The sequence below is a fragment of the Virgibacillus sp. NKC19-3 genome, assembly GCF_019837165.1.
In the GTDB taxonomy this organism is placed as follows: domain Bacteria; phylum Bacillota; class Bacilli; order Bacillales; family Amphibacillaceae; genus Virgibacillus_L; species Virgibacillus_L saliphilus.
Window position 1 is genome coordinate 3,994,173 of the sequence record NZ_JAGYHC010000001.1, and the last position, 26,025, is coordinate 4,020,197.

A 26,025-nucleotide genomic window follows, 5' to 3' on the forward strand; every position below is an offset into this window, starting at 1 on the left:
TATGCTCCTTATTATAGTATTACCCTTCATCCCCCAGAAAAATTTACAACAATGGAATTTTACACGACATCATATAGCGCTGTCGGAACTTTCGGGTCTGTATCACATAAATCAAGCTTGATGCCACGCTCCTGCAACATATTATCAACAGACATACGCGCAAGATCCTTCATATTATTATCTTGGCTCAAATGTGCTAAATAAATACGCTTGGTTTCATTTCCGATAATATCCGCAAGGGCTAGTCCCGAATCCTCATTGGAGACATGGCCGGAATCACCTAAAATACGGCGTTTTACATTCCATGGATAACGTCCCATTCGAAGCATGCCGACATCATGATTTGCCTCAAAAATATAGGCATCGGCACCTTCTATCGTTTTTTTAATGCGTTCCGATACATAACCAAGATCTGTCACAAGTGCTATCTTTTTCCCGTTATGATGAAACGTAAAAAACATTGGCTCTGCTGCATCATGCGAGACACCAAATGATTCAACATCTATGTCGCCAAATGTCTTTATCTCCCCTGTACCGAAATGAAACTTTTGGTCCAAGGGGATTTTCCCTATCGATCCTTCCATAGCCTGCCACGTCTTTTCATTTGCGTAAATGGGCAGATTATACTTTCTGGCAACAACCCCTAGCCCTTTAATATGATCACTATGCTCATGGGTTACCAAAATACTTGTTAGCTTACTGGGATCTATTTGCACACCATCAAACAATTGATCCAATTGCTTTCCGCTCAGTCCTGCATCTACAAGGATTCTTTCCTTTTCCGATTCCATATAAAATGCATTTCCTGTACTACCCGATGCTAATACACTAAAACGAATTGTCATTTTCTCCTCCACTCCGACTATTCTCTTCTCGTGTTTCAAGTTCATTTAACACTGGATCCTTTACCTCGCTTTCATCATCCAATGTACGAACATTGGAGATAAAGGATTCAAGCGTGTCATTTAAAAACTCCGATTCTTCGCTATAGAAAATGGTTCCTTCAATCGCATTGACAAAGTAATTCCGCTCGCTCCCGTCATCGCTTCCTTCATTGACCACCACTTTATACGTAGGGGCAAATACTTGCTCGTCATTTTCTAAAGGAACCCTTGTATAAAAACCAATATTCACACGTGATATTTCTTCATCCGGATATAACTGATTTCTTGTATACAATGTTTCAATTGCCCTTATAGGCTCAATCAATGTCCGCTTATCCCCTTGAGGCTCAGCCTCTGCGAGCATTGTTTGCGTGTAGAATTGCATGTTATTATCTTCATCCAGAAAAACGAGAACGATTCCACTCTGATTTAGATAGACCGGGCGTTTATTCTTGACTTGAAAAAAGAATAAAACGTTGTTATCTGTATCCCATTTGCCTAGCTCATAATTATCGGAGTGTAAAATGAGCCCCTCCATCATAGCAGTTATTTCTTCTCTCGTTGCGTCATCCGGAATAGAGACAGGATCCTCAAACACAGAGAGAATGAAGTCATTATTAATTACCTCGGAAATTTGATTGTCAAAACTCTCTAATTGATCACGTTCTTGTTCGCTAAACGTCTTTTGCCCGGTTGAGATATAAGACTCCTTTGTAACGTCAACCTCAATATCGCCGGTTGTAATATTTTCTGATTCCAGCTGGTCCGTAATGGGGGACTCCGGATCCTCCAACACGCTTAAATCCGCTTGATCCTGCTTATTCATAAACTGGATTAATAAATAGGCATTCAAAATGAGGAAACAGATGATAAACAAGGTTTTTATTTTACTCCATTCCATCCTGAAAGCCTCCTTCACCTGGCGCTATATCTTCAATCGCATACCAGCCGTCGTTATATTTCATATACCACGTTGGTTCAAGCGAAACATAATCACGATTGACAGACATTCGATAGCCGGGTTCCAGGTCCTGGATATTTTCCAAATCATAATTGGAACTTAAGTCGTTTTGCAAAAAAGAAATAACGTCATTCCCTGATGGGAGTTCTTCCGAATGACTGTCCAACGTATCGCTTAAACGAAAAAGCGGACGCGTATATTTTGTTAGCTCTTGGTTTTGCCATTCCTGTTCAATCCTTGTCATACCAGCATTATTAAACACTGGATATCCAAGATAGTACATGCGATATTGCACATTACCAGCTGAATCTTGAAGATCCGCAAGTTTATAATCCTCTGTCCATCCATTATGTTCATTAATATTTAAAATGCTTCTTTCCAGTAACTCGACAGCAGTTCCCCATTCCGATTCACCGGATTGCGGATTGATATATTCCATACTGCCACCATATTGCCTAACAGTCATACCACGTTGAGCATCTGAGTAATACAATTCACCCGAGTTTGTCGTTGATGTATCTGATTGACTAACTAAAGATGGATTTGGAAATAATGCATTCACCATATTATTTGGTTGAATGCCGGTTATCGCCACCGCTGATTGTTGATCCATCGTGATAGCGTCCGCAGGAACATAGATCGGTGCATTTCCTTCATCAAATAAAACATATTCACTTAGTTCTTCCCGTGATGTAATGGTATTCCATAACTGACCGTAGTGATCAGATGCATTTATTACGGCACTTGCCTGCTGCCGGCCATCAATGGATACAAATTCAACGCTTAAGCTCGTTGTATCTTCATTAAATGAAAGATACATACGATCAAACGACCAACTTGGAAGTTCTTCTATCTCTTCATTAAATGTAAAAATACGATCTACGATTTCCATGGGAAGGTCGTCCGGAAATATCACCTCTATTTCATAGTTATGATCAATTCGCCCATTCGTTTCACTTGTTTCAAAATCACTCATTTCCCATGTCTGGATATCTTGATATAAAGACAGATGGTCAGCTGGATCCGCATATCCAAAATGCTGATTATCCGCATGGAATATTATCTCATTTGGCTCAACAATAGAACTTTTTGTCTCGTCTCCGCTACCGCCAATATCAACCTCATTGATAACGGAAGAAAGATTTTGCGTTTCATAATTCGGTTGATAATTCCACAAACCAAACGTGAGTAGTAGACTCAACCCGATTAAGATAATCAATACAAACGTCTTTACGGTTTCAAGTTTCAATTGTTATCCCCCCGCTTCTCATTCATAAGCGGAAGTGTAAAGAGGATGGTTGTCCCTTTTCCTTCTTTGCTTTTTGCCCAAATCTTGCCATAATGTGCCTCTACTAGCTCTTTCGAAATGGCCAATCCTAAACCTGTTCCACCAAGTTTTCTCGTTCTTGCCCGATCCGCTCTATAAAAACGATCAAAGACTTTGTCGAGTTTATCATAAGCAATACCCACACCTTGGTCCTGTACACTCACAAGCAGAAAATGCCTTTTATTTTCTACTTTCAGGCGAATAACGCCACCCTCAGGTGAATATTTAATCGCATTTGAAATAACATTATCCAACACCTGTGTCATTTTATCCCTGTCCATCCATACATAGAATTTGGCGTTTGGCACTTCCCGTCTAAGCGATATCTGTTCTGGGATATTCATATCAAATCGATCAATCACTTCATGGAAATAATCTGTGAAATTGATTTTCTCCATTTCCAACCCATAGCTATTTGTATCCATTCGGGAAAGCTGGAGAAGGTCATTTACCATACGTATCATTCGCTCTGTCTCATTTTGCGTAACACGTAAGAATTTAGGTGCAATTTCCTTATCTTCCCAGGCACCTTCTGTCAAAGCTTCTATATAACTTTTCATCGTTGTAAGTGGTGTACGCAGTTCATGAGAGACATTAGAGACAAACTCCCGACGATCCTGTTCGATCCGTTCTTGTTCCGTTACATCACTAATCACAGTAATAAATCCAGTAACCTCATCTTCCTCATCAAAAACAGTAGAAAAATTTGCCCGAACAAGGAAAAACTGTTCATCATCGCTAAAATCAATAATGATAGACCCGCTATCTTGTAGTTCTGTAATGTCCACAATTTTTCCTTCCAGTGGTAACACATCAAGCAAAAATCCACCAATGATTTCTTCGGGATCTTCTCCAATTAACCTGCCGGCAGCTTCATTCATTAATATTACCGCCCCTGTAACGTCTGTGGATATGACACCATCAGACATGTTGGACAGTACAGAACTTAGCTTGCGCCGCTCTTCCTCTATGGTTGCATAAGAGTGTTTTAATCGACTATTTAAATCATTAAATGTATCTGCAAGTTGACCAATTTCGTCTTTACTATAGACATTTACCTTTTGCGTAAAGTCACCTTTAGCCATGGTTTGCGCCTGCATCTGCATCTCAGAAATCGGTCTTGTGATCGTACGCGCTACTAATATCCCAATAAATGCTGAAACGGCTATTGCCAAAAGCGACCCTTGCAAGAAGATCTCATTAATATTCTGAATCTGATCATAGACACTTTCAAGTGATGCTTCCAAATAAATAACACCATTGGAATTACCCTCATCATCAAATACAGGTACTGCTTGTACATACACCCGATTACCGGTATCGGGTGTCACAAATGTATTTTCCTGATCCTGTTCAAGGAAAAGGGCTGTTTGCACAATTTCTCTTGTGGTTTTTTTGCCAACTTCATCCTGATTAAAAACATCATTCGTTCCTAAAATGCGATTTTGGTTATTAATAACTTGAATGCTGGTAATATCTTCTGTATCCACATCACTTACGATACGCTGAATTTCTTCCTGCAGGGTTGGTTCTTCATCATCTTCGCTACGATCCTCACTACGCTCCCGATCAAATGCTTGCTCTACATTATAGGAGAGTAAATCCACACGATCATGAACAGAGTCCTCAAAGCCTTCTCGAAGCTCTGCTTCCAATTCATTCGTAAAGAAAGAACCAATAACCTGAATCGCAACAAATAATAATAGAATATAAATAATAATAAACTTTAATTGGATCGAACGAAAAAAACCAACTTTATTCATGACAACTACTCCTGATCGGGATTACGTAAATAATAGCCAACGCCCCGGCGGGTTACGAGCCACATCGGGTTACTGGGGTTCTCCTCAATTTTTTCACGAAGTCTTCTTACCGTTACATCCACGGTACGTACATCACCAAAATAATCATAGCCCCATACTATCTCCAATAAATGTTCACGCGTCATAACTTGACCAATATGACGTGCCAAATAATGCAATAACTCAAATTCTCGGTGTGTCAGCTCAATCTCAACACCATCTCTGGAGACAACATAAGCATCCGGATGAACTTTAAGCGAACCAATCTCAATGTCTTTCGTCGTCTTCACCGCATCATCCGGGATCTCCTGCCTACGCAGGTTCGCTTTCACCCGTGCAATCAACTCACGATTACTAAACGGTTTTGTCACATAATCATCCGCACCAAGCTCAAGACCCAGTACTTTATCAATTTCTGTATCCTTTGCTGTTAGCATGATGATCGGCATAGACTTTGTCTTGCGAATCTCACGGCATACTTCATTCCCGTCTCTTCCCGGTAACATAATATCCAATAAAATTAAATCCGGATTCTCCGATTCAGCAAGCGAAATAGCCTCATCACCATCATAAGCTAAGACAACTTCATATCCTTCTTTTTCTAAATTAAATTTCAATATATCTGCAATTGGTTGTTCATCATCTACTACTAAAACTTTCTGACTCATAAGCCACATCCTTTTCAAACATTCCTATCACCTATTTTATCGTACTTTCGGTTAAATGTCTTGGGTTGGCGTTGATTCTTGTGATATTTCCACTTCATTAGACCATTATGGGGAGAGACCTGCTTAGAACGGGAACTCATTACGTTAATGAGTGACCTTTATCAAGAAATTCGGTTCTAAACGGGAACTCATTACGTTAATGAGTGACCTTTATCAAGAAATCCGGTTCTAAACGGGAACTCATTACGTTAATGAGTGACCTTTATCAAGAAATCCGGTTCTAAACGGGAACTCATTACGTTAATGAGTGACCTTTATCAGGAAATTCGGTTCTAAACGGGAACTCATTACGTTAATGAGTGACCTTTATCAGGAAATCCGGTTCTAAACGGGAACTCATTACGTTAATGAGTGACCTTTATCAGGAAATCCGGTTCTAAACGGGAACTCATTACGTTAATGAGTGACCTTTATCAGGAAATTCGGTTCTAAACGGGAACTCATTACGTTAATGAGTGACCTTTATCAAGAAATTCGGTTCTAAACAGGAACTCATTACGTTAATGAGTGACCTTTATCAGGAAATTCGGCTTAGAACGGGAACGCATCACGCAGATTTTTTAGCTTATTAAAAAGAGGCCGTCATTTAAGACAGCCCCAATCAATTAATCTCTATAAACACTGCGCACAACATTTGTCTGCGAGCGATCCGGTCCAACAGAAAATACAGATAGTGGTATTTCCGATAATTGTGCGATGCGCTCTAAATAATGACGCGCGTTTTCCGGAAGTTCATGCAGATTTCTGACATGTGTAATATCTTCTGTCCATCCCGGCATTTCCTCATATACCGGCTCACATTCCGCTAAAACGGATAAACTTGCAGGGAACTCATTCATGATTTCCCCTTGATAACGGTAAGCAACACAAATTTTCAGCGTTTCAATACCTGTTAACACATCCAAAGAATTTAGCGATAAATCCGTAATCCCACTCACACGACGCCCGTGACGAACGACAACACTATCAAACCAGCCCACGCGGCGAGGCCTTCCTGTTGTTGTTCCGTACTCACGACCAACTTCCCGAATTTGCTCACCCACTTCATCATTCAGTTCTGTTGGGAAAGGTCCATCACCGACACGGGTCGTATACGCTTTGGACACACCCACAACATGATCGATTTTCGACGGGCCGACACCAGATCCAATGGTTACACCACCTGCAACCGGATTAGACGATGTAACAAACGGATATGTTCCCTGATCAATATCAAGCATGACACCTTGCGCCCCTTCAAATAAGACACGGCGGCCATCGTCAATTGCATCATTTAATACAACCGATGTATCACAGACATATGGTGCCATTTGCTGGCCATATTCATAATACTCCTCTAAAATATCTTCAACCTGTATCGGATTTACTTCATATACTTTTTCAAATAAACGATTTTTCTCTTTTAAATTTTGTTCTAATTTCATGCGGAATGCTTCCTTATCGAGCAGATCCGCAACCCGAATACCACTGCGTGCAGCTTTATCCATATACGCAGGTCCGATGCCTTTTTTCGTTGTACCAATTTTGTCCATACCTTTATCCGCTTCCTGCAATGTATCCAATTGTAAGTGATATGGCAGGATCACATGTGCTCGGTTACTGATGCGTAGATTATCGGTTGAAATATGACGCTCATGCAGGTAAGCAATCTCCTCAACAAATGCCTTCGGATCAATCACCATACCGTTTCCCAACACACAAATTTTATCACTAAAAAATATTCCAGACGGGATCAAATGCAATTTATACGTCACATCATCAAATTTAATTGTATGCCCAGCATTGTTTCCCCCTTGATAACGAGCAACAACTTCGGCATTTTGCGATAGAAAGTCCGTAATCTTACCCTTCCCTTCATCGCCCCACTGTGTTCCAACTACTACTACTGAGGACATCGTGCACCTCCACTAAGTCTATAAAATATGTTTTTTGTTGATTACTCCTCTAAGTTTATCAATAATTAAGGGAGAAGTCAATTTAAAAAACGAACAATATGTATTTATTAGTTTTTATCGTTCGGTAAAATCTTGCAGCTTCAAAAATGAAATTCTCCCTTTTCTTATCACTTTCATCCTTCTTTTCCGACGCACTTGAATAAAACAAGATTTTCAGCAAAAAATAGCGAAAGAATACGAAGTCTACATTTACAAAAGTCTTAACAATGGGGTGGAAAAAATGCCTTCGATTGAGCCACATTTATCCATGATTGGGCGACTGAAAGGTAGCCTAATGCAATTAACAGAAGAAATTGATCAAATGATTGACACCATTGATATGCAAGAATCCAATGTGTTACATGCATTTGACCAAATCCATCATTCCTTTCATAATGTTCAAACTGCAACTGCATCTTACTACTTGAAATTATATTTGTCACCTTTTACCGCCCAGTATGATGTGCTTTCCACAGCGGTCCAGCACTTATCTGAGCGGAAGCACGGCGCATTAATTGTCATTCAACGGAAAGACGAATTGGATAGTTTCATTCATTCTGGTTTACCCATAAACGCGAATCTGTCCTATTCGCTGCTGGAATCGGTTTTTTACACCGGCAATCCCTTGCATGATGGCGCAGTCTTAATTTGTAATGATACGCTTATTTCTGCTGCTAATATTCTCCCGCTCTCCGAACATGAAGCATCAGGAAATAAGCTTGGAACCAGACATCGAGCGGCTCTTGGCCTCTCTGAACAAACGGATGCGCTTGTCTTGGTTGTATCAGAAGAAACCGGCAGAGCAACATTTGCATTAGACGGAAAATTATATCCGATTCGGACGACCGGAGTAGTGTGAATTTACTTGAAATGGATCTTCTATTTTACCTGTTGATCTTGGCTGATTCACGATACTTCCAAAGGGTGTGCTCTATCCTTCTATGAAGAAAAAATAAAAGAGGCTGCTCTGATAGCAACCTTCTTTTTCTATCTCGAGACTATATTCTATTTGTTTCTATTATTCGAAAATGAAATAATGCCCTGCAGGCGTAATAATAATAAAGGTGAATATCACGGCTATTACATTCAAAAGGATAAGAATAATACTTTTTCCCATAATTCCTAAAGGTATGCCAATTACACTAAAAATAAAGCCTAAGATCCAAAAGGGGCTACTAAGTTCAAAAATGGCATTAGGGGTCAATATTAAAAAATAACTAACGAAACAGAGGAATGATAACTTTTTAAGATTATTTTTTTTCATAAATAACCCTTTCTTTTTCAGATACATCCATTAACTGTTGCTTGATTAGAAAAGTTGCTTGGCCTATGCATCATCGTTGGCTGACTCTTTATACCGACGTTTTTGCCGGTATCCATAGGTGATGTCTTTTACCATTTCCTCGTCTTCCAAACTTGCCCCAATAGCACCCGTTACTGTGGTAATGGAGGCTAAAATCCACGCCAGCTTCACATAATTAATGAAAGTGAACGCACCATCGAGATCTGTCAATGATTGATACGCCTCCAGTGGAACGAGCGTTACGACAAGAATTAAAAAAAACGTAAATAACACAGCATAATACGTAATAACAGAAAGAATCAATGTCATGACGGTTGCTCGATTATATAAACGACGAATGAACCGATTTTTGCCACTTGCTGGCGTTTCCCAAAGATTGTGGGAAACAATAAGCCAGACAACCATCAGGCTGATTGCTACCAATGATAGTACAGTCAGCCTTGATTCGCTGAGTAAATGACTTAACGTCCACATCGTTGGAAAAATGGAAGCGAAGGCCCCCGTCGTAAATGCTACCGCAATAACCTTTTTGAATGAAGACATGATACTCCAAGGCTTATTAGCTTGTGTCATACCAAGAAGCAAACGAATCTTCCCATTAAATCTCGGGACGACGGTATAGCGTTTATCTGCTTCCTTTACGCTACTACCTGCATCAACTCTTCTTACTCGGCTTAAGGGAAATTGCTTCTCCAGTGACTTTTTGGAATTATTTCTTCTCCCACTATTCTCTTCGGAAGGATGATACAATTCATCCATGATCGTAATAATCGCCTTTTTCACTTTTTCCTTTTTCACCACCCAACCAAACGCAGGAATAGACAATTGAGCCACATCATGCTTATTGTTTATATCTGTTACGATGATATTCTTATCAAGGAATATAGGCAAATCCGTTAAGCAAATCGCATAGTTCCAATCATGCTGCTTGCGGATTTTGACAGCACCTTCCAAAATATCATCAACCGACTCAGCAAAGCCCGTAACCGGATCCATCACTGTTTCCACAGACCAGTTAACATGTTCATCAATTTCTTCGGCAAAAAATGCCGGCAGTGCTTCCGCCATGTCTGCTGCAATTTCTGCAGGTAGCTCCGGTGCAGCAATTAGCCCTACTTTTGTTTCGTTCGTCAATTTTCTGCACCCTCTTCCTTTTTCGTATCATTGGATTCCTGTTTGCTGCTTGTGCCATCCTCTTCCTGTCCAATTTCATGGTGGCGCTGCTGCTGACGGAAGGAATACGTAATGTTTCTTATATTTTCTTCACGTTCCAGCCCCGATCCGATAGCTCCCGCCAGCGTCCCGGCAGAAGTAATAAACCACACGAGACTAAAATAGGAATGAATTCCCGGATCACTGTCCATTCCCGTTGATAGTTGGAATAACTCAGGTGGAACAAACAAGGAAACCGATATAGAAAACAGTCCAAAAAGCACAATATAATTGATGCTAACAAGCGAAAATAGCGTCAAAAAGGTCGTACCATTATAAAGCTGACGCCAGCGTTTCTTCCCGTGTTCTGATGGTTTTTCCCAAAGATTTTGTGAAAAAATGATCCATGTGACCATTCCAAAAATCGCCAGCAGCATCAAGAAAATCATTCTGTAATTGCTATATAGGATGCTTAACTGCCACGGTGTTGAAAATATGGAAATATAGGTACCCGTTGCAAATGCAAGGGCGAGCACTTTATAAAAGGAAAAGAATCCTTTCCATGGACGGTTGGCTCTGGTCATCCCCAGTAAAACCCGGCTATAACCAATAACCCTGGATGTTATCACATAGCGCAAGTCTGCACCCGTTTGATTGGAATATCCTTCCTCGCGCTTGGTGAAAGAGATAGGAAATGGATTTTTTCCTGCCTTTTTGTATTTGCGCCTGCCTGCTCTTGTCTGTTTTTGTTTTTCTAACTCGAAAAGGGAACCGGCATACAGATTCTCCATGAGCTTCAGCAACGTTTTTCTGATTCGTTTGCGCATCGGAAACAGTCCAAAAGAAGGAATGGAAATCTGAGCGATGCCCTCCTTTAGGTTAGCATTAGCCGTGACTAATTGTTTATCGTAAAAAAAGGGTAGATCTGTCAAGGTGATGGCGTAATCCCAGCCATTTTCTTGTTTGATATTATTTGCCTTTTCCAGCACCTGATTAATGTCTTCCGCTACCCCCACCAATGGGTCTACCGTAAACTCGGTCTCCCATGTTACTTGAGGGTCAATTGTTTTCTCAAACTGCTCCGGCAATTTTTTTACTAGGTGTGTGCATAGATCAGCAGGCAAACCTGGTGTGGAAATCAGCCCGACTGTCATAGATGCAGCCATTCGCTCTCCCCCTTTTTCTGGTTCGTCATGAACAACTTTCTTTTTTTAGTCGTCTCCCTTTTGTTTCCCCTTTTTTGCTAATTAAAAACGGATTTATGTATACGTCATTTGTGAAATACGATGTATAAGGCGAATGGAAGACAAAAACCTCGAATTCTTAGAAACTAAGAGTTCGAGATTTTATCCTTTTTCTTACCACTTAATAACCACATAAACAATTCAAATTGTATAACAAAGATGCCGTTTGAAAAAGATTTTCAGTCCCATTAAAATCGTGATACCGTATATAATCCCAGATACTAAAAAATAGATACATGACGACAAATATAATAAGGAAATTTTTCATAAAAAAGATCCTTTCTTTCGCTTTCCTCCGAGACGAAACGTGTAATTCTCGTTTACGAAGTGAAAAACGGTTCCTTGAAAAAATGTTTTAGTCGATCACCCATAGTAATCATCCTCTTTTTGCAAGACTATAACCATTATTTAATTTAAACAAACAATGATTTACTGTATCTCAAGTAATATATAATGATGAACCTATTCCTATAACTCCACAAATCGGAGCTGCTGGTCCTGTATTTCCTGCACATGCTATAAAACCTAAGGTTGACGCAGGCTAAAAGAAATATGTTTTCTTTTTTGATTAATTGACATGCAATCTCCATATGGTATGTTGGGTTCAAAAGAGAGGAATGATCGAATGAGGAAACAGACAAAGATTTTTTGCTATAATATTGCCCTACTATTAATCATTCTATTTCTCGTTGGATGCGCAGACGGGACGAACGAAGAATCAGAAACAGCTGCTTCAGAGGATGACGCCGTTTTAGAATCTGAAGATGAAACAGAAACAGATGAAAAAGAGGAAGAAGGGGAACCGGCGTCTACCACCGAGCCTGAAGATGACAATAGTGGCGATACTAATGATACTTCTTCAGAAAGAACAAATGATGAAGAGCCTTCTAATAATAATACGGATGAAAGTGACAATGCATCTGGAAGTGAGGAGGATAATCCATTATCCGGATATTCCTCTGAGAAAATTGAATACGCTCGCGTTTGGCTGCAGCTTGGGGAAATAAAAGATGTAGATGAGTTGAATGTTCACCACATTCCAGCCGGTACACCTCTTAACCCTGACGATGAAACCAGTGCTGACTATCCGGAAGATGTGATCCAGCTAGCAGGCGGTCGCTTAGTAGCTGGTTCGGTAACCTATAGTGGGAACGGGGATGGAACGATTAATGTATACAACGTTCCCTTACGCTGGGACGGTAATTACCCTGCAGGGGAGGAATTTTACCAAGATATTATCGAAAATACCAAGCAGGAGTATATTGACATAGGTGACGATGAAGAAGTCATTACGCTCATTGATAAAATGAATATTGATTAATCGGAAGTCGTTATCTTGATTTTCTAACAAAAGGGGCTGTTCAAAAATAGATAGGACAGCCCCTCTATGGTACACGCTTCGACCAAATGTTACTACCCCATGTGCCTGACAGCTCCTCTACGGTACACGCTTCGACCAAATGCTGCTACCCCATGTGTCTGACAGCCCCTCTATGGTACACGCTTCGACCAAATGCTACTATCCCATGTGCCTGACAGCTCCTCTACGGTACATGCTTCGACCAAATGCTGCTATCCCATGTACTTGACAGCTCTTCTACGGTACATGCTTCGACCAAATGCTACTATCCCATGTGCCTGACAGCTCCTCTACGGTACATGCTTCGACCAAATGCTACTATCCCATGTACTTGAGAAACCGTTTGACAAACCGCCCACTTTTACACTCATATCTTTCCCGGGTTCTACCCCGGCAATTATGATAATAACAGCGAACATACACAACACAATGAGTGAGACCAGCCATCCATTTTGTTATATCATGAAGTGCACCAGCCGTGACAGGCCGGACCCAATGGTGCCCGAAGGTTGGATGCAATCAATATAATTCCTATCACTCGTCCAAACACCGCTACTTTATGTCGTTGTGTATGATTATCTATTTTTGTTTGCGCTTTTTCCAAATCTAGTCCCCGGAATACTTTTAAGGAGCCTGTCCCCACCACATCAACGCTTTGCATGGTGAGGAGGCAGACCCCCTTGAAAAACCTTCTTTAAACCGGAACTGGTGGTACGTCACTCTCTTGATAACGATGATCCAAGTCCACAAATTTATTATATTCCTTCACAAACGCAAGCTCCACCGAGCCGGTCGGACCGTTACGCTGTTTGGAAATGATGATTTCGATAATATTCTCTTTCTCTGATTCTGCATCATAATAATCATCGCGATAGAGGAATCCGACAATGTCAGCATCCTGCTCGATACTTCCTGACTCACGTAAATCCGACATCATCGGGCGTTTGTCCTGACGTGATTCCACACCACGCGACAGCTGGGATAGGGCGATTAATGGAACATTTAATTCACGTGCCAACCCTTTTAGTTCCCGGGAAATTTCCGAGACCTCTTGCTGTCGATTTTCACGTGAACTTCCAGTACCTTGAATAAGCTGTAGGTAATCGATTAAAATCATACCAAGTCCGTCTTCCTGTTTGAGGCGACGACATTTGGATCGAATCTCACTCACGCGAATCCCCGGGGAATCATCGATATAGATACCTGCATTGGAAAGAGAGCCCATCGCCATTGTTAATTTACTCCAGTCATCTGCTTGCAGCTGTCCATTACGCAAGCGCTGGGAATCAATATTGCCTTCTGCACAAAGCATACGCTGGACAAGCTGATCGGCACCCATCTCCAGACTGAAAATAGCAACATTTTCATCATTGTTTACGGCGACATTTTGCGCAACATTTAAGGCAAAGGCTGTTTTACCTACAGAGGGGCGTGCAGCAACGATGATGAGATCATTGCGCTGAAAGCCGGACGTAATCCGGTCTAAATCCCGAAATCCAGTCGGGATACCGGTGATATCTGATGTTGCCTGATGCAATTGTTCAATCGTATCATATACTTCGATCAACACATCTTTAATCGTTTTAAACGCTCCGGTTTGTTGACGACTTGATACTTCTAAAATATTTTTCTCAGCCTCGTTCAATACTGTTTCAACATCGTCTTCTTTTTCAAATCCGGATGTGACAATATCTGTAGCCGCACGAATTAAGCGACGGAGTAATGCCTTTTCTTCAACAATTTTACTGTAATATTCCATATTCGCTGCAGTCGGAACACTGCCGGCAACTTCAGAAAGGTACGTAACGCCTCCTGCTTCATCCAGTGTCTTTTGATTTTGCAGGTAGGTCGTTACCGTAACAACATCAATCGGCTCGCCCTTATCAGCCAGACTCATCATTGCTTGGAAAATACGTTGATGGCCCGCGCGATAAAAGTCTTCCGCTACCAATAACTCAGATGCCGTTGAAAATGATTCCGGCTCAAGAAATATAGCACCAATGACGGATTGTTCCGCTTCTATATTATGTGGGGGTATGCGATCATTCCAATCGTCACTCATTTCATCCCCTCCTTACCTAAGAGACATGTCTATATTCGAATGCTTCCATTACCATGAAAGCATTCGAACTATCCCGTGTTTCCTCACTTTTCTGTTACATGCACGGTAACAGAGCCGGAAACTTCCGGGTGCAGCTTAACAGGCACGGTTGTATACCCTAACGCACGAATGGGCTCATCGAGTTCAATCTTGCGTTTATCAATTTTATAGCCATGATTTTTTTCTAAAGATTCAGCAATGTGCTTGCTTGTAATCGATCCAAAGAGACGTCCATTATCACCGGATTTGGCTTGTAACTCGACGTTCAGATCTGCTAACTTATCTTTGAGATCCATGGCTGCTTCCTTTTCCTCTTGTTCCTTTTGTGCTTCTTTGCGCTGCTTCGCTTCCAATGCTTTCAGATTGCCTGGTGTTGCCTCTTGAGCAATGTTGTTTTTCAATAAGTAATTGCGTGCATACCCATCCGAAACATTCTTTACTTCGCCTTTTTTACCTTTTCCTTTGACATCTTTTAGAAAAATTACTTTCATTCTGATTCTCCCCCTTCGAAATATTCATCTAAAATATCCTTCAATAAGCCCTCGGCATCTTCAAGGGTCGTGTCTTCAATTTGTGTAGCAGCATTGGTTAAGTGGCCGCCACCATCCATTTTTTCCATGATAAGCTGCACATTGATTTCACCCAGCGAACGTGCGCTAATACCAATTCTACCATCTTTACGCTCAGAGATAACGAATGATGCTTTAATACCATTCATCGTTAAAAGTGTATCGGCTGCTTGAGCTATTAATATATGACCGTAAGTTTTCCCGGTTTCTGCGGTTGCAATGGCAATAGAATCCCGATAAACTTCAGAGCGTTCGATTAATTTACTACGTTTGACATAAACATCCAGGTCTTCCTTCATAAATCGCTGTACCAGCACGTTATCTGCACCTTTGGAACGCAAATAGGAAGCAGCATCAAACGTGCGCGAACCTGTTCGCATGGAAAAGCTCTTTGTATCCACAATAATACCAGATAGGAGTGCCGTAGCTTCAAGTATTTTTAATTTCTGGTTTTTCGGCTGATATTCCAAAAGCTCTGTTACCAGTTCTGCGGTTGATGATGCATATGGTTCCATATATACGAGTGTTGGATTATCCACGAATTCCTCTCCACGACGATGATGATCAATAACTACTTTGTAATCTGTCATTTGAAGCAAGTTTTCATTTGCAACCATCGATGGCCGATGCGTATCTACTACCACAACCAAGCTTCGGTTTCCTGTAAGCTCCTCTGCCTCTTCTGGATCAATTAAGTGCTCCCATAGTTCCTCGTCTTTCTGTATTTCCTCAACCAAACGATAAACCCCTGTATCGACATCGTCCGGGTCAAATACAACATAACCTTCCACATCATTTGTTTTCGCGATATTTAAAATCCCTATAGCCGCACCAAGCGAATCCATATCCGGAGCCTTATGTCCCATAATAATAACATTATCACTTACTTTGACAAGTTCCATCAACGCATGGGAAATAACACGCGCACGCACTCGGGTTCGTTTTTCCATGGGGTTTGTCTTACCACCGTAAAAACGAACTTTCCCGACTTCATCCTTGATTGCAACCTGATCACCGCCGCGCCCAAGGGCTAAATCAAGACTGGATTGTGCCAGCCCCCCAAGGTCTGGTAGGGTTGCTTCACCATACCCGACACCTATACTAAGCGTAACCGAATTACCCTGCTGGACGTCTACTTCACGGACTCTATCTAGGATATCAAATTTTGCATGTTCCAGCTGTCGCAGAATTTCCTGCGTTCCTACAGCTAAAAACCGCTCTTGTGATGTCCGCTTCAAATAAAGCCCATTCTCAGATGACCAATTATTTAAGACAGCCGTTACCTGTGAATTCAACTGACTTTTTAGCCTATCGTCCATGTTTTGTGTGATTTCCTCGTAATTATCCAAATAAATAATAGCCAAAACCGTTTTATCATTATTGTACAGTGTTTGTAATTCAGCATGCGCTGTACGATCAAACATATACAACAGGCGCTCTTCTTTTTTTACCTTTGTTTGAAATTTATAGCCATCCAGTTCAAACCATATATTATCTTTACTCTCCTTAATTCTTGGGATGAGATCTTCAGAGAGCACATTCAATGAATTCCCGACAATTGTATTATTATCCTCGGCAAATTTATTCATATATGGATTCGCCCATTCAATCTTGTAATCATCGCTATATAAAACAATGCCAAAGGGCATTTCGAGTAGCGCCTCATCTCCAACTTTTTTAATCCGATGGGAAATAGTCGCTATATACTTTTCTGCTTCTTGAAGCAATGTCCGCTCTGTTCGAATGCTGTAGTAAATGGAAGCAGCTAAAAACAATGTCATAATAAGTCCAAGCACCCATTGGAAATACCATATGACAACAAGCAATAGAATGGATAGTGCATAAATCACCCATAAATGACTGCTAAGTTTTGGTTTCTTTTGTAAATCTGGCATAGTACTCAGCTCCTACTTACGTGCGCCTTATTTTTCGTTATTATCTGTCATGCGATCCCTTAACCTAAAGCCTATATCGATTATACCTAAAATACGTACCAAATACAGTAATGGAGCGAATATTATTATCAATACAACACTTAAGATGGGAACCGCTTTGGAGATATTCTTGTGATGCGCGTAAAAGAATATAAAGGAAATGCCTTGAAGGGACATTACGAGACCTGTAATAACAAGAAGATTTTGAGTCCCTAGGTAAAGGATATTATCCGGATCCAGCTCCATCAATGAAAAAACTAATGCAACTAAATAGATCCATATAACAGAAACCGGAAATTGCAACTTGCGAAAAGGCGGAAACTGCAATTGTTTTCGTTCTATTCGGTTGATCACTTTAAAACTAAGCCATTGGCTAATAAATGCCAATACAACACCGGCAATAGCAAGACCAACAGGAAATAAATCGGTTAACAGGCCAACCTGTTCTTCCAACAAACTGCTCGCTTCTTCTAACTGCTGCCCTTCAACTCCAAACTGTTCTAATAGCTCTGCGCTCATTTGCATGGACTCTCCGAGCGTTGCTTCAAATTCCTCTATCCAATTTATATCAAGTAAAACCTGGGTGTATACAAAAACAAATAATAGACCAACAATAAAGCCGAATGTTCCACGAGCCCAAGTCTCATAAGCAGATACATTCTGATAAATGGCACTTCCTATCATTAATCCGCCAAAACCCATAAGTATAGCTATTGGCAACGTAAAAGTAACAGCGAAAAGAGTTGTTAACAGTGCCGCTACAACCATCATTACTAAAGTCGGCTTCCAGTTATATCTCGATGCATATATAACAAATGGCACTGGCAACACAAACATCGCAAAAATCGATAGAACAGGAACGAAAACAGCGACCAGCAACAGTACCATGAATATTGCTGTAAGTAATGCTCCATCTGTTAGCCTCTTTGATTGATTCATTTATTGCACCTCATCTAAAACAAAACGTTTCTAAATTTAATTTCACTCATTATAATATGATAACATGATTTATAGGGTTATGTATGTCGAAACACGTAGAAAATATTATTTCCCGGGGAATATTTTGTAATTAAGATGCAAAATATCCCGAGTGAGGAAGCTCCACCTGTAGCCGGCAAACATAACGCATGCAAAATGTCATTGATTTTTCAGGGCATGATACGCTTTTCTAATTGTTTTCCATTATAATAAAAATAAACCGTACAGAAGGATGAGAAAAATGATTTTTCTGCAAGCATTTCTCCATAGTATCAAATTGCCGCGTAAAAAGGCAATTTTCAAGCTTAATCGAATCGGAATGGATATAACAATCATATACATGTTTATTCTATTATTGCTTGTCTCTATACCATCACTGATCGAGCAACTAACAGTAACGGAGGGGCAGAGTGCCGATCTAAATTTTATATTTATGCTTATTTATTTTTTTATGTTTTATTATCTTCCAATGACAATAATTGTTTTTCTCATGCTATCTCTGATTGCCTATATCGCAACAATCATAGCAAAAGGAATGCGACGCAAACTGCACTTCTCCATACTCTGGAAAATGAGCGCTTATACAACCACCATTCCGTTTATACTTTACAGTGTGATTGCATTGCTTTTCCCTGTGAGTGACATGTTTTTACTGCTTTCGCTTATTTATACAATTGTATTGTTAATTATGATTATTTCTGTTTATCCAAAGCGAAAAGTTAAGGCTTAAGCAGGGGGTTGGGAAAGATGAAATACCCCTGGTGAACATTCTCTTTCGTTACACCGCCTCCCGGTTCGTTTGGTATGGAGCAGCCCGCGATGCGGGTCCTGAAGAACTGCACCCCAGGCTCGAGCGTCTGGGGCGGAATCCAGATCGGTGAATGCCGATGCACCTGCCTTAAACGCCGAACGCGGACTCCTGAATGCCGATCCTTCAGCCATGAATGCCGAAGCCAGAGCACTGAAAGCTGAAGCAGCAGTCTTGAATGCCGAACCCCCAAACATCTGCCACCCTTTTTCAAATTTTTCCTAGCAAAAAACCCCTAAACCAGCCCTACAGCCAGATTTAGAGGTTTTAACTACGATTACTCTGCTACAAATGGCAATAAAGCCATTGTACGAGCGCGTTTAATTGCTTTTGTAAGTTTACGTTGATATTTTGCAGATGTTCCTGTTACACGACGTGGAAGGATTTTCCCCCGCTCTGAGATGAAACGTCTTAGCAAATCAACATCTTTATAGTCGATGTGTGTAATACCGTTTGCTGTGAAATAACACACTTTTTTACGCTTTGCGCGTCCGCGACGAGCTGCCATTGATAACCCTCCTTTGGTTTCTTAGAATGGTAAATCATCGTCTGATATATCGATAGGCTCTCCATTATTTTTAAATGGATCCTCTTGATTTTGATTCTGATTTTGATTTTGCCATGGAGCTTGGTTTTGATTCTGATTTCTGTTTTGGAATCCTGATGTGTCTTGTCCTCTGTCTTGAGAGGTACCTTTTGATTCTAAAAATTGAACACTGTCTGCAACAACTTCGGTTACGAAGACAGTTTTACCATCTTGTCCTTCAAATGTACGTGACTGAAGACGACCATCCACGCCAATCATACTACCTTTTTTCATGTAGTTTGCTAGGTTTTCAGCTGGTCGGCGCCAAACCACACAGTTAAGAAAGTCCGCATCTCGATTTCCTTGTTGATTCGTAAATGGGCGATTAACGGCAATCGTAAAATTGGCTACTGCCACTCCGCTTGGTGTATAACGTAAATCAGGATCCTTCGTTAACCTGCCTACTAGTACGACACGATTTAACATCAGAACCACTCCCTATTAGGGGTTATTTAAAAAGTCCGGTAAAAATGACACATCGAATTTCTTTGTTGGCCTGTTTCTCCGCTACTCATGTATCTAAATACATACATTCCGTTGCTCGAAACTACGCCGCCTCGAACTTCTCGGTCCTTTTTATCCTCCTTTTTAAACCCATATTATTATTGATCATCTTCTCGAATTGCCATATGACGAATAATATCATCAGAGAACTTCGCTTGACGATCAAATTCATTGATTGCCTCTACATCACTGCTGAAGTTAATGACTACATAATATCCATCACGATAGTCTTGAATTTCATAAGCAAGGCGTCTCTTGCCTTTTTCATCAACTTTATCAATCTCCGCGCCATTATCGGTTAAAACCTTATTGAAGCGCTCAATTAATGCTGTCTGAGCTTCCTCTTCAATGTCTGGGCGGATGATATACATGATTTCGTATTTTCTCATCCGGTACACCTCCTTTTGGTCTATGCGGCTCCACACGTTTGTCCAGCGCGTACGCTTCCCGATGGAGCAAGGAGTAATCAATTGCATTACTCACAATACTGTATTATACCAAATGTTTTTTAAAATAACAAGCCTTCGAGAGATCCTGATTTTACGTTAACATGGCCAAGTTCCAACGTATAGAATGTAGATGTACCAATCCATACGCCGGTAAACAGGCACTTTTTGCTTTTGACTTATACATTAAACCGAAAATGAATGACATCGCCATCTTGGACGATATATTCCTTGCCTTCCAAGCGAGCCTTCCCGTTTTCACGGGCTTTATTCATGGATCCTGCCTTCATTAAATCATCGTAAGAAACAGTTTCTGCACGAATAAAGCCTCTTTCAAAATCGGTATGGATGATTCCTGCTGCTTGTGGTGCCTTAATTCCTTTGCGGAATGTCCACGCGCGTACTTCCTGTTCTCCTGCTGTGAAATATGTAGCCAAACCCAGCAATTGATAAGAAGCTTTGATCAGTTGATCCAGACCGGATTCAGCAATTCCCAGCTCATCCAAATACATCTCTTTTTCTTCCTGCTCAAGCTCCGCAATTTCCGCTTCGATTTTCGCACAGACAACGATTACCTCTGCGCCTTCTTTCGCAGCGTATTCTTTTACCTTTTGCACATTTTCATTCGCGTCCGGATCTGCAACCTCATCCTCATTCACATTTGCCACATACAGTGTTGGCTTGCTTGTTAATAAATGAAGTCCTTTTACAATCTTCCATTGATCTTCTGTGAAATCCACTGATCGTACGGATCTTTCCTCTTCCAGTGCAGCTTTAAGCATTGAAAGAACATCATATTCCGCTAAAGCCTCTTTATCCTTTTGCCTGGCCATTTTTTCTACCCGCTGAAAGCGCTTGTTAACTGTTTCCAAGTCCGCTAAAATCAACTCCAAGTTAATGATTTCAATATCCTCAATTGGGTTAATTTTACCGGATACGTGTGTAATATCATCGTCCTGGAAACAACGCACCACTTGGCAAATCGCATCAACTTGGCGAATATGGGAAAGAAATTGGTTCCCCAGTCCTTCTCCCTTGCTTGCACCTTCTACAATACCTGCAATATCTGTAAATTCAAAAGCGGTTGGTATTGTTTTTTTGGGTTGTACTAATGCTGTTAATTTATTTAAGCGATCGTCGGGAACTTCTACGATACCAACATTGGGATCAATCGTAGCAAACGGATAGTTTGCTGCTTCTACTCCAGCTTGTGTGATGGCATTGAAAAGTGTAGATTTTCCTACATTCGGAAGTCCGACAATTCCTGCTGTCAAAGACATTCAACTTTCACTCCTTAAGGATTTCATTCATATGAACGCGTCAATTACTCTAATTATAGATTCAAGAAAAGGAAAACTCAAGTTTGTAAAAGACAAAAATAGGCAACCGAAGTATGCCTATTTTCGTCTTTTACCCTATTATTTTTACATTTTCTATCTCTTACTGCATCTATAATACTACTTTGATGATAATATAGTCAATTTTAACTATTTTTTTCCGACTTTTCCAGTACTTTTTTCATTTTCTTTGTAAATTCCCGACGCGGGATCATGACACTGTGATCGCAGCCTTGGCATTTAATTCGTATATCCATGCCCATTCGGATTATTTTCCAGCGATTTTCTCCGCAAGGATGTGGCTTTTTCATTTGCACGACATCATTCAACCCAAATTGTTTATCCACCATTTGGCCTTCTCCTTTTTTCATCCTATTATACCTGTCGTTTACTGTTCACGCTCTCTTTTTTGCTCTTCTAATACTTCTCTGTCTCCATCATTACCGCGATCATACATCACAACGCGAGGAGCTGGAATTTCAATACCTGCTTTATATAATTGATCCTGCATTTCTCTACGAATATTTCGTTCGCCAGCCCACTGGGAGCCTGGTAATGTCTCTGCAATAACACGAATAACAAAGTGGGATACTTCCAGATTCTGTACACCAATAATCTCCGGAGTCCCTACAATAAACTCATATTTTTCAGGTAATGTCGCTGCAACCTCATTAATAATTCGTTCCGCATCATCAACATTGCTTTCATAGGGAATATTGATATCCACGAGCGATAAGCCATTACGAAGCGAATAATTGGTGACTTGCGTAATGTTTCCATTTGGCAACACATTCATTTCACCCGTCCAGCTTAAAACCTTCGTTGTACGGAGCCCGATTTCTTCTACAGTTCCTTCAATTTCGGATACTGCTACATAATCACCAACGGAAAATTGATCTTCAAAGATAATAAAGAACCCGGAAATAATATCACGTACTAAATTCTGTGCCCCGAAACCAATGGCAAGCCCGGCTACGCCTGCACCAGCTAAGAGTGCTCCAATGTTAAAGCCTAATACATTGTCGAGAATCATAATAAAGGCGATAAAATACACAACATAAGAGACAACACTTTTCGTTAATTTATTCAACGTGTTTTCCCTTCGTTCCGTCATCCGACCCTTTCCGCCTTTTTCCCCTTTGTTAAAGAGCCGATTCGCAAGTCTTCTTGTAACTCTTACAATGATAACTGCCAAAATTAAAATAATAATTATCTTTAAAATACCAGTCCCTATGGTTAGCCAAAGTTCCGGACCAGTTAGATACTCCCACAGTTCTGCTAATTGATTATTGATTGTATCCATATGCAACCTCCATTTAATTACTGTGTTTATTTTCCATTTTATTCCAAATTGGATATAACAACAATCTAGTCAATACATATAAATTTAATATCCCATAGACCGGGTATATGTATGTGATTAATGTAGAAAAGCCTAATTGCGTTAATGGGATCATTGTAGCTAAAGTGACAATGACAATCAAGCCTAAAGGTTTCTTGAAATAGTCTTTTATTCTAGTTACAATTCCGAGTACCCCAGCTGCTGCCGTTGTGAAAATAGCGAACCAAAGTAAAATACTCATCAATATAAGTATTTCAAATGGATAATGGTTTAGTATCGCAAACAACGGTATTTCATATAACAGCAATTCATCGGCAATTTGGATTAAGCTATTATTGTAAATGTAGGAAATAACGCCGAGTAAGAGTCCACTACCTACACATGCTATCCATATCTCTTTTTTGGAACTGATCTTATTACCGATTGCCCCGAGCACCGCTATTAATGGTAGAATATTTAATGCCGTAAACGGAAATGCTGCAGTCCAATTCCGCTGTTCTTGCCAATGAGAAAACAATGCCAACTCCTGATCAACAGTAAATAGTAAGAGAATTAACAAAAGTCCGCCAAGTAAAAGTGGTAAAATAACTTGATTCATGGTCAATAGACCATTGATATCCCTCAAGAATAAAATAATCAATGCCATAACCATAATACCTATACCCAACCAATTGGGTACGTTAAACGCCTGCCCTGTTGCTCCACTCCCAGCAATCATCACAACCGTAGTTGTAAACAAATATAAAAAAATCATAACGTCGTAAAATCCGGTTAATTTTCCACCTACAATGTCGCGTAACACTGGTAGATATTGTGTTGATTTTCGCTCATAACTAACCTTTAAGATCACACCACATGATACCGAGAAAAAGATGGCAAATAGTAGAATGGCCAGTCCACTTTCATGGCCAAAAAATTGCCACAACTCTCTTCCGGAGGCATAACCTGCTCCAATTGTTGTGCCTATAATTAAAAACATCCATTTCAGACCTGCACTCCACATCCCGTTTCCTCCAATATTTTTCAGAATCGATGTATAGAACGATGAAAATATCCGTATACTATACCAATATGATTGTGGAGGTTAAGCTATGAATCTTAAAAACCGTTTTAGACCGAAAAATGAGACGATGCGCATGTTACATAACGATCCCGAATTACTCCCAACAATGGGTAAAAAAATATTTTCTTGGCTTCCTCCATTGCCGTATGAATATATTGTTGTCTGTATTGGGACAGATCGCTCTACGGGAGATGCGCTTGGACCATTAACAGGAACAACCTTCACTGCTATGGAACCGAGGCATATGATCGTTTACGGAACCTTACATAAACCTGTTCACGCAACAAATTTAGAAACGTACATCAAACAGATTAAGGTGAATCACCAAAATCCTTATATCATTGCAATTGATGCTTGTCTGGGAAAGAGTCATTCTGTGGGACAGATTATTATGAGGACAGGACCGGTAAAACCAGGCGCAGCTCTAAACAAACCACTCCCAGCAATTGGCGATATGCATATCACTGGCGTAGTCAATATCAGTGGGTTTATGGAACAAGCCATCTTACAAAATACTAGACTTTCCATCGTTACTGACATGGCACATAAAATAGCAAATTTATTACATGTCATTGATGTTCAACTAACAACGATTCATTCGCAGCCTACATTTATCAAGCAGCAGCGAAAAGCTAACACTATCGAAACATAGTACCCCCCTTTTCTGTATTCGTTGTTTTCGAAAGGTTATTGTTTCTAAGCACAAGGGATATAAAGTGCGACGTAATTACTATTTGCTGTTACTACTATAATTGCCGCCCCTGATCGCGCCGGGCGGATGCGCATCCTTAGGGCACGGCTTCAGCCTCCCCGCGGAAGGTCACAGCTGCTTAGGTCTAGACACGTGCTGGGACTGCGCGTAAATGCTGGTTCCATCGAGTACATTTGTTCCCACAGGAATTGCACATTATGTCGCAATAATTGCGAAGATGTAATTCTGATGAATAGGAATCCCATAGGATAAAAAAACAACGAACGTTATTTAGCATTCGTTGCTTTTGTGTATGGTTCATTTTAATAATGTTAGGTCTCGCGCGATAAAGATTTTCGACCCTTTTTTCTCTTAAAATGCTTTTCTACTTTATTAAACGCCCATTGTAATGCTAATCCCTGAATGACAACCCCTATAATAGTGGTTGCTGTTAGTATCCATATTGATGTGGTATTTTCAATGACAAAGATTTGATGACCAAAGAATAACAAGTGACCACATACAACAAATAATGCATTCATATAGGTAGAGACAGAGTCTTCCAAATTCCAAATAACTACAGATGCAACCAACAATAGCACAAGAAAAATAGATCCCACTTTTACCACAGATTTATACGTGAGCTTTTCTATATATGGAGTCACGTAATATTTTACAATCGTCTTAATTCGAAATAAATAAAACACCCGTACAATTCTAGCCACCTGAAAGAACTGATCTAACGGTATGATAGCCAAAAGCATAAATGGATTTTCCTTTATAAACATCCACTTTTCCTTCGCCAAGAGGAATCGAATGGAATAATCAGCAAAAAACACGATCCAAACAATAAAGTTAACCGTTGAATGATACGTATCTTCTGTCCATATTGTAATGATTGTAAACATAACAAGGAGAATCATCATCCCCTCATATACCATTTTCATCAACCGTTGCATCATGTATCTCCT

The 26,025-nt window shown here is 40.3% G+C and carries 24 protein-coding genes; 4 read left to right on the plus strand and 20 right to left on the minus strand.

Annotated features, from left to right (window positions below):
- Positions 1 to 59: 59 nt before the first annotated feature.
- From KFZ56_RS19095 to KFZ56_RS19120, 6 genes are all read right to left on the minus strand, one after another.
- Complete coding sequence (locus tag KFZ56_RS19095) at positions 60 to 845, minus strand: MBL fold metallo-hydrolase (RefSeq protein WP_222643804.1); 786 nt, start codon at positions 843 to 845, stop codon at positions 60 to 62.
- A complete protein-coding gene (locus KFZ56_RS19100) occupies positions 829 to 1,785 on the minus strand; it encodes a two-component system regulatory protein YycI (RefSeq protein WP_222643805.1) in 957 nt (318 codons plus the stop codon). Before KFZ56_RS19100 ends, KFZ56_RS19095 begins: the two co-directional genes overlap by 17 nt.
- Positions 1,772 to 3,094 carry a YycH family regulatory protein gene (locus KFZ56_RS19105; protein WP_222643806.1) on the minus strand — a complete coding sequence of 441 codons (1,323 nt, stop codon included), beginning with the start codon at positions 3,092 to 3,094 and terminating at the stop codon, positions 1,772 to 1,774. The genes KFZ56_RS19100 and KFZ56_RS19105 overlap by 14 nt, the downstream gene beginning before the upstream one ends.
- Complete coding sequence (walK, locus tag KFZ56_RS19110) at positions 3,091 to 4,935, minus strand: cell wall metabolism sensor histidine kinase WalK (protein WP_222643807.1); 1,845 nt, start codon at positions 4,933 to 4,935, stop codon at positions 3,091 to 3,093. The genes KFZ56_RS19105 and walK overlap by 4 nt, the downstream gene beginning before the upstream one ends.
- A 5-nt stretch (positions 4,936 to 4,940) precedes the next feature.
- Positions 4,941 to 5,642 (minus strand): response regulator YycF, encoded by a 702-nt coding sequence (yycF, locus tag KFZ56_RS19115; protein WP_222643808.1) that lies wholly within the window; start codon positions 5,640 to 5,642, stop codon positions 4,941 to 4,943.
- Positions 5,643 to 6,307: 665 nt separating this feature from the next.
- Positions 6,308 to 7,597, minus strand: a complete 1,290-nt coding sequence (locus KFZ56_RS19120) for an adenylosuccinate synthase (protein WP_222643809.1) — start codon at positions 7,595 to 7,597, stop codon at positions 6,308 to 6,310.
- A gap of 280 nt (positions 7,598 to 7,877) precedes the next feature.
- Here KFZ56_RS19120 and cdaS point away from each other — a divergent pair, with 280 nt between their 5' ends.
- Positions 7,878 to 8,495 (plus strand): sporulation-specific diadenylate cyclase CdaS, encoded by a 618-nt coding sequence (gene cdaS, locus KFZ56_RS19125; RefSeq protein ID WP_255585254.1) that lies wholly within the window; start codon positions 7,878 to 7,880, stop codon positions 8,493 to 8,495.
- 468 nt (positions 8,496 to 8,963) lie between these two features.
- Here cdaS and KFZ56_RS19130 read toward each other — a convergent pair whose 3' ends face one another.
- Positions 8,964 to 10,073 carry a 5,10-methylene-tetrahydrofolate dehydrogenase gene (locus KFZ56_RS19130; RefSeq protein ID WP_222643810.1) on the minus strand — a complete coding sequence of 370 codons (1,110 nt, stop codon included), beginning with the start codon at positions 10,071 to 10,073 and terminating at the stop codon, positions 8,964 to 8,966.
- Positions 10,070 to 11,257 (minus strand): hypothetical protein, encoded by a 1,188-nt coding sequence (locus KFZ56_RS19135; RefSeq protein ID WP_222643811.1) that lies wholly within the window; start codon positions 11,255 to 11,257, stop codon positions 10,070 to 10,072. The genes KFZ56_RS19130 and KFZ56_RS19135 overlap by 4 nt, the downstream gene beginning before the upstream one ends.
- 703 nt (positions 11,258 to 11,960) lie before the next feature.
- Between KFZ56_RS19135 and KFZ56_RS19140 the strand changes: the two genes are divergently transcribed.
- Entirely contained in the window at positions 11,961 to 12,656 is a 696-nt protein-coding gene (locus KFZ56_RS19140) for a YdeJ family lipoprotein (RefSeq protein WP_222643812.1), read from the plus strand.
- Between the two features lie 733 nt (positions 12,657 to 13,389).
- On the opposite strand, the gene dnaB is transcribed toward KFZ56_RS19140, so the two are convergent.
- From dnaB to KFZ56_RS19160, 4 genes are all read right to left on the minus strand, one after another.
- Positions 13,390 to 14,757 carry a replicative DNA helicase gene (gene dnaB / locus KFZ56_RS19145; RefSeq protein WP_222643813.1) on the minus strand — a complete coding sequence of 456 codons (1,368 nt, stop codon included), beginning with the start codon at positions 14,755 to 14,757 and terminating at the stop codon, positions 13,390 to 13,392.
- 83 nt (positions 14,758 to 14,840) lie between these two features.
- A complete protein-coding gene (rplI, locus tag KFZ56_RS19150) occupies positions 14,841 to 15,287 on the minus strand; it encodes a 50S ribosomal protein L9 (protein ID WP_222643814.1) in 447 nt (148 codons plus the stop codon).
- Positions 15,284 to 17,260, minus strand: coding sequence for a DHH family phosphoesterase (locus KFZ56_RS19155; protein WP_222643815.1), 1,977 nt, complete (start codon positions 17,258 to 17,260; stop codon positions 15,284 to 15,286). Before KFZ56_RS19155 ends, rplI begins: the two co-directional genes overlap by 4 nt.
- 27 nt (positions 17,261 to 17,287) lie before the next feature.
- Positions 17,288 to 18,238: a YybS family protein gene (locus tag KFZ56_RS19160; RefSeq protein ID WP_222643816.1), complete on the minus strand. Its 951-nt coding sequence runs from the start codon at positions 18,236 to 18,238 to the stop codon at positions 17,288 to 17,290.
- Positions 18,239 to 18,518: 280 nt separating this feature from the next.
- Here KFZ56_RS19160 and KFZ56_RS19165 point away from each other — a divergent pair, with 280 nt between their 5' ends.
- On the plus strand, positions 18,519 to 19,007 hold the full coding sequence (locus KFZ56_RS19165) for a DUF1189 family protein (RefSeq protein ID WP_222643817.1): 489 nt from the start codon (positions 18,519 to 18,521) through the stop codon (positions 19,005 to 19,007).
- A gap of 355 nt (positions 19,008 to 19,362) precedes the next feature.
- On the opposite strand, the gene rpsR is transcribed toward KFZ56_RS19165, so the two are convergent.
- The 7 genes from rpsR to KFZ56_RS19200 form a co-directional block, all read right to left on the minus strand.
- Positions 19,363 to 19,593 (minus strand): 30S ribosomal protein S18, encoded by a 231-nt coding sequence (gene rpsR, locus KFZ56_RS19170; RefSeq protein WP_222643818.1) that lies wholly within the window; start codon positions 19,591 to 19,593, stop codon positions 19,363 to 19,365.
- 21 nt (positions 19,594 to 19,614) lie between these two features.
- Entirely contained in the window at positions 19,615 to 20,097 is a 483-nt protein-coding gene (gene ssb, locus KFZ56_RS19175; RefSeq protein WP_222643819.1) for a single-stranded DNA-binding protein, read from the minus strand.
- A gap of 176 nt (positions 20,098 to 20,273) precedes the next feature.
- The gene (gene rpsF / locus KFZ56_RS19180) at positions 20,274 to 20,564 is read right to left on the minus strand and encodes a 30S ribosomal protein S6 (RefSeq protein ID WP_222643820.1); all 291 of its coding nucleotides are present in this window, start codon (positions 20,562 to 20,564) and stop codon (positions 20,274 to 20,276) included.
- A gap of 236 nt (positions 20,565 to 20,800) precedes the next feature.
- Entirely contained in the window at positions 20,801 to 21,901 is a 1,101-nt protein-coding gene (gene ychF / locus KFZ56_RS19185) for a redox-regulated ATPase YchF (RefSeq protein WP_222643821.1), read from the minus strand.
- A gap of 203 nt (positions 21,902 to 22,104) precedes the next feature.
- Positions 22,105 to 22,308: a DUF951 domain-containing protein gene (locus KFZ56_RS19190; protein WP_222643822.1), complete on the minus strand. Its 204-nt coding sequence runs from the start codon at positions 22,306 to 22,308 to the stop codon at positions 22,105 to 22,107.
- Positions 22,309 to 22,346: 38 nt separating this feature from the next.
- A complete protein-coding gene (locus KFZ56_RS19195) occupies positions 22,347 to 23,261 on the minus strand; it encodes a mechanosensitive ion channel family protein (protein ID WP_222643823.1) in 915 nt (304 codons plus the stop codon).
- Positions 23,262 to 23,274: 13 nt separating this feature from the next.
- Positions 23,275 to 24,303, minus strand: coding sequence for a YkvI family membrane protein (locus KFZ56_RS19200; RefSeq protein ID WP_222643824.1), 1,029 nt, complete (start codon positions 24,301 to 24,303; stop codon positions 23,275 to 23,277).
- Positions 24,304 to 24,391: 88 nt separating this feature from the next.
- On the opposite strand from KFZ56_RS19200, the gene yyaC reads away from it, so the two are divergent.
- Positions 24,392 to 25,015: a spore protease YyaC gene (gene yyaC / locus KFZ56_RS19205; protein ID WP_222643825.1), complete on the plus strand. Its 624-nt coding sequence runs from the start codon at positions 24,392 to 24,394 to the stop codon at positions 25,013 to 25,015.
- Positions 25,016 to 25,386: 371 nt separating this feature from the next.
- On the opposite strand, the gene KFZ56_RS19210 is transcribed toward yyaC, so the two are convergent.
- A complete protein-coding gene (locus tag KFZ56_RS19210) occupies positions 25,387 to 26,013 on the minus strand; it encodes a transporter (RefSeq protein WP_222643826.1) in 627 nt (208 codons plus the stop codon).
- Positions 26,014 to 26,025 lie beyond the last annotated feature (12 nt).

Excerpts from the sequence above, each read along its gene's own strand:
- KFZ56_RS19120 (WP_222643809.1), bottom strand. The coding sequence starts at position 7,597 with ATGTCCTCAGTAGTAGTAGTTGGAACACAGTGGGGCGATGAAGGGAAG.
- rpsR (WP_222643818.1), bottom strand. The coding sequence starts at position 19,593 with ATGGCAGCTCGTCGCGGACGCGCAAAGCGTAAAAAAGTGTGTTATTTC.
- ssb (WP_222643819.1), bottom strand. The coding sequence starts at position 20,097 with ATGTTAAATCGTGTCGTACTAGTAGGCAGGTTAACGAAGGATCCTGAT.
- KFZ56_RS19100 (WP_222643805.1), bottom strand. The coding sequence starts at position 1,785 with ATGGAATGGAGTAAAATAAAAACCTTGTTTATCATCTGTTTCCTCATT.
- ychF (WP_222643821.1), bottom strand. The coding sequence starts at position 21,901 with ATGTCTTTGACAGCAGGAATTGTCGGACTTCCGAATGTAGGAAAATCT.
- dnaB (WP_222643813.1), bottom strand. The coding sequence starts at position 14,757 with ATGAGTGACGATTGGAATGATCGCATACCCCCACATAATATAGAAGCG.
- rplI (WP_222643814.1), bottom strand. The coding sequence starts at position 15,287 with ATGAAAGTAATTTTTCTAAAAGATGTCAAAGGAAAAGGTAAAAAAGGC.
- KFZ56_RS19160 (WP_222643816.1), bottom strand. The coding sequence starts at position 18,238 with ATGAATCAATCAAAGAGGCTAACAGATGGAGCATTACTTACAGCAATA.
- KFZ56_RS19195 (WP_222643823.1), bottom strand. The coding sequence starts at position 23,261 with ATGGATACAATCAATAATCAATTAGCAGAACTGTGGGAGTATCTAACT.
- walK (WP_222643807.1), bottom strand. The coding sequence starts at position 4,935 with ATGAATAAAGTTGGTTTTTTTCGTTCGATCCAATTAAAGTTTATTATT.
- cdaS (WP_255585254.1), top strand. The coding sequence starts at position 7,878 with ATGCCTTCGATTGAGCCACATTTATCCATGATTGGGCGACTGAAAGGT.
- yyaC (WP_222643825.1), top strand. The coding sequence starts at position 24,392 with ATGAATCTTAAAAACCGTTTTAGACCGAAAAATGAGACGATGCGCATG.
- KFZ56_RS19165 (WP_222643817.1), top strand. The coding sequence starts at position 18,519 with ATGATTTTTCTGCAAGCATTTCTCCATAGTATCAAATTGCCGCGTAAA.
- KFZ56_RS19135 (WP_222643811.1), bottom strand. The coding sequence starts at position 11,257 with ATGGCTGCATCTATGACAGTCGGGCTGATTTCCACACCAGGTTTGCCT.
- KFZ56_RS19190 (WP_222643822.1), bottom strand. The coding sequence starts at position 22,308 with ATGGTGGATAAACAATTTGGGTTGAATGATGTCGTGCAAATGAAAAAG.
- KFZ56_RS19140 (WP_222643812.1), top strand. The coding sequence starts at position 11,961 with ATGAGGAAACAGACAAAGATTTTTTGCTATAATATTGCCCTACTATTA.
- KFZ56_RS19155 (WP_222643815.1), bottom strand. The coding sequence starts at position 17,260 with ATGCCAGATTTACAAAAGAAACCAAAACTTAGCAGTCATTTATGGGTG.
- rpsF (WP_222643820.1), bottom strand. The coding sequence starts at position 20,564 with ATGAGAAAATACGAAATCATGTATATCATCCGCCCAGACATTGAAGAG.
- KFZ56_RS19095 (WP_222643804.1), bottom strand. The coding sequence starts at position 845 with ATGACAATTCGTTTTAGTGTATTAGCATCGGGTAGTACAGGAAATGCA.
- yycF (WP_222643808.1), bottom strand. The coding sequence starts at position 5,642 with ATGAGTCAGAAAGTTTTAGTAGTAGATGATGAACAACCAATTGCAGAT.
- KFZ56_RS19210 (WP_222643826.1), bottom strand. The coding sequence starts at position 26,013 with ATGCAACGGTTGATGAAAATGGTATATGAGGGGATGATGATTCTCCTT.
- KFZ56_RS19200 (WP_222643824.1), bottom strand. The coding sequence starts at position 24,303 with ATGTGGAGTGCAGGTCTGAAATGGATGTTTTTAATTATAGGCACAACA.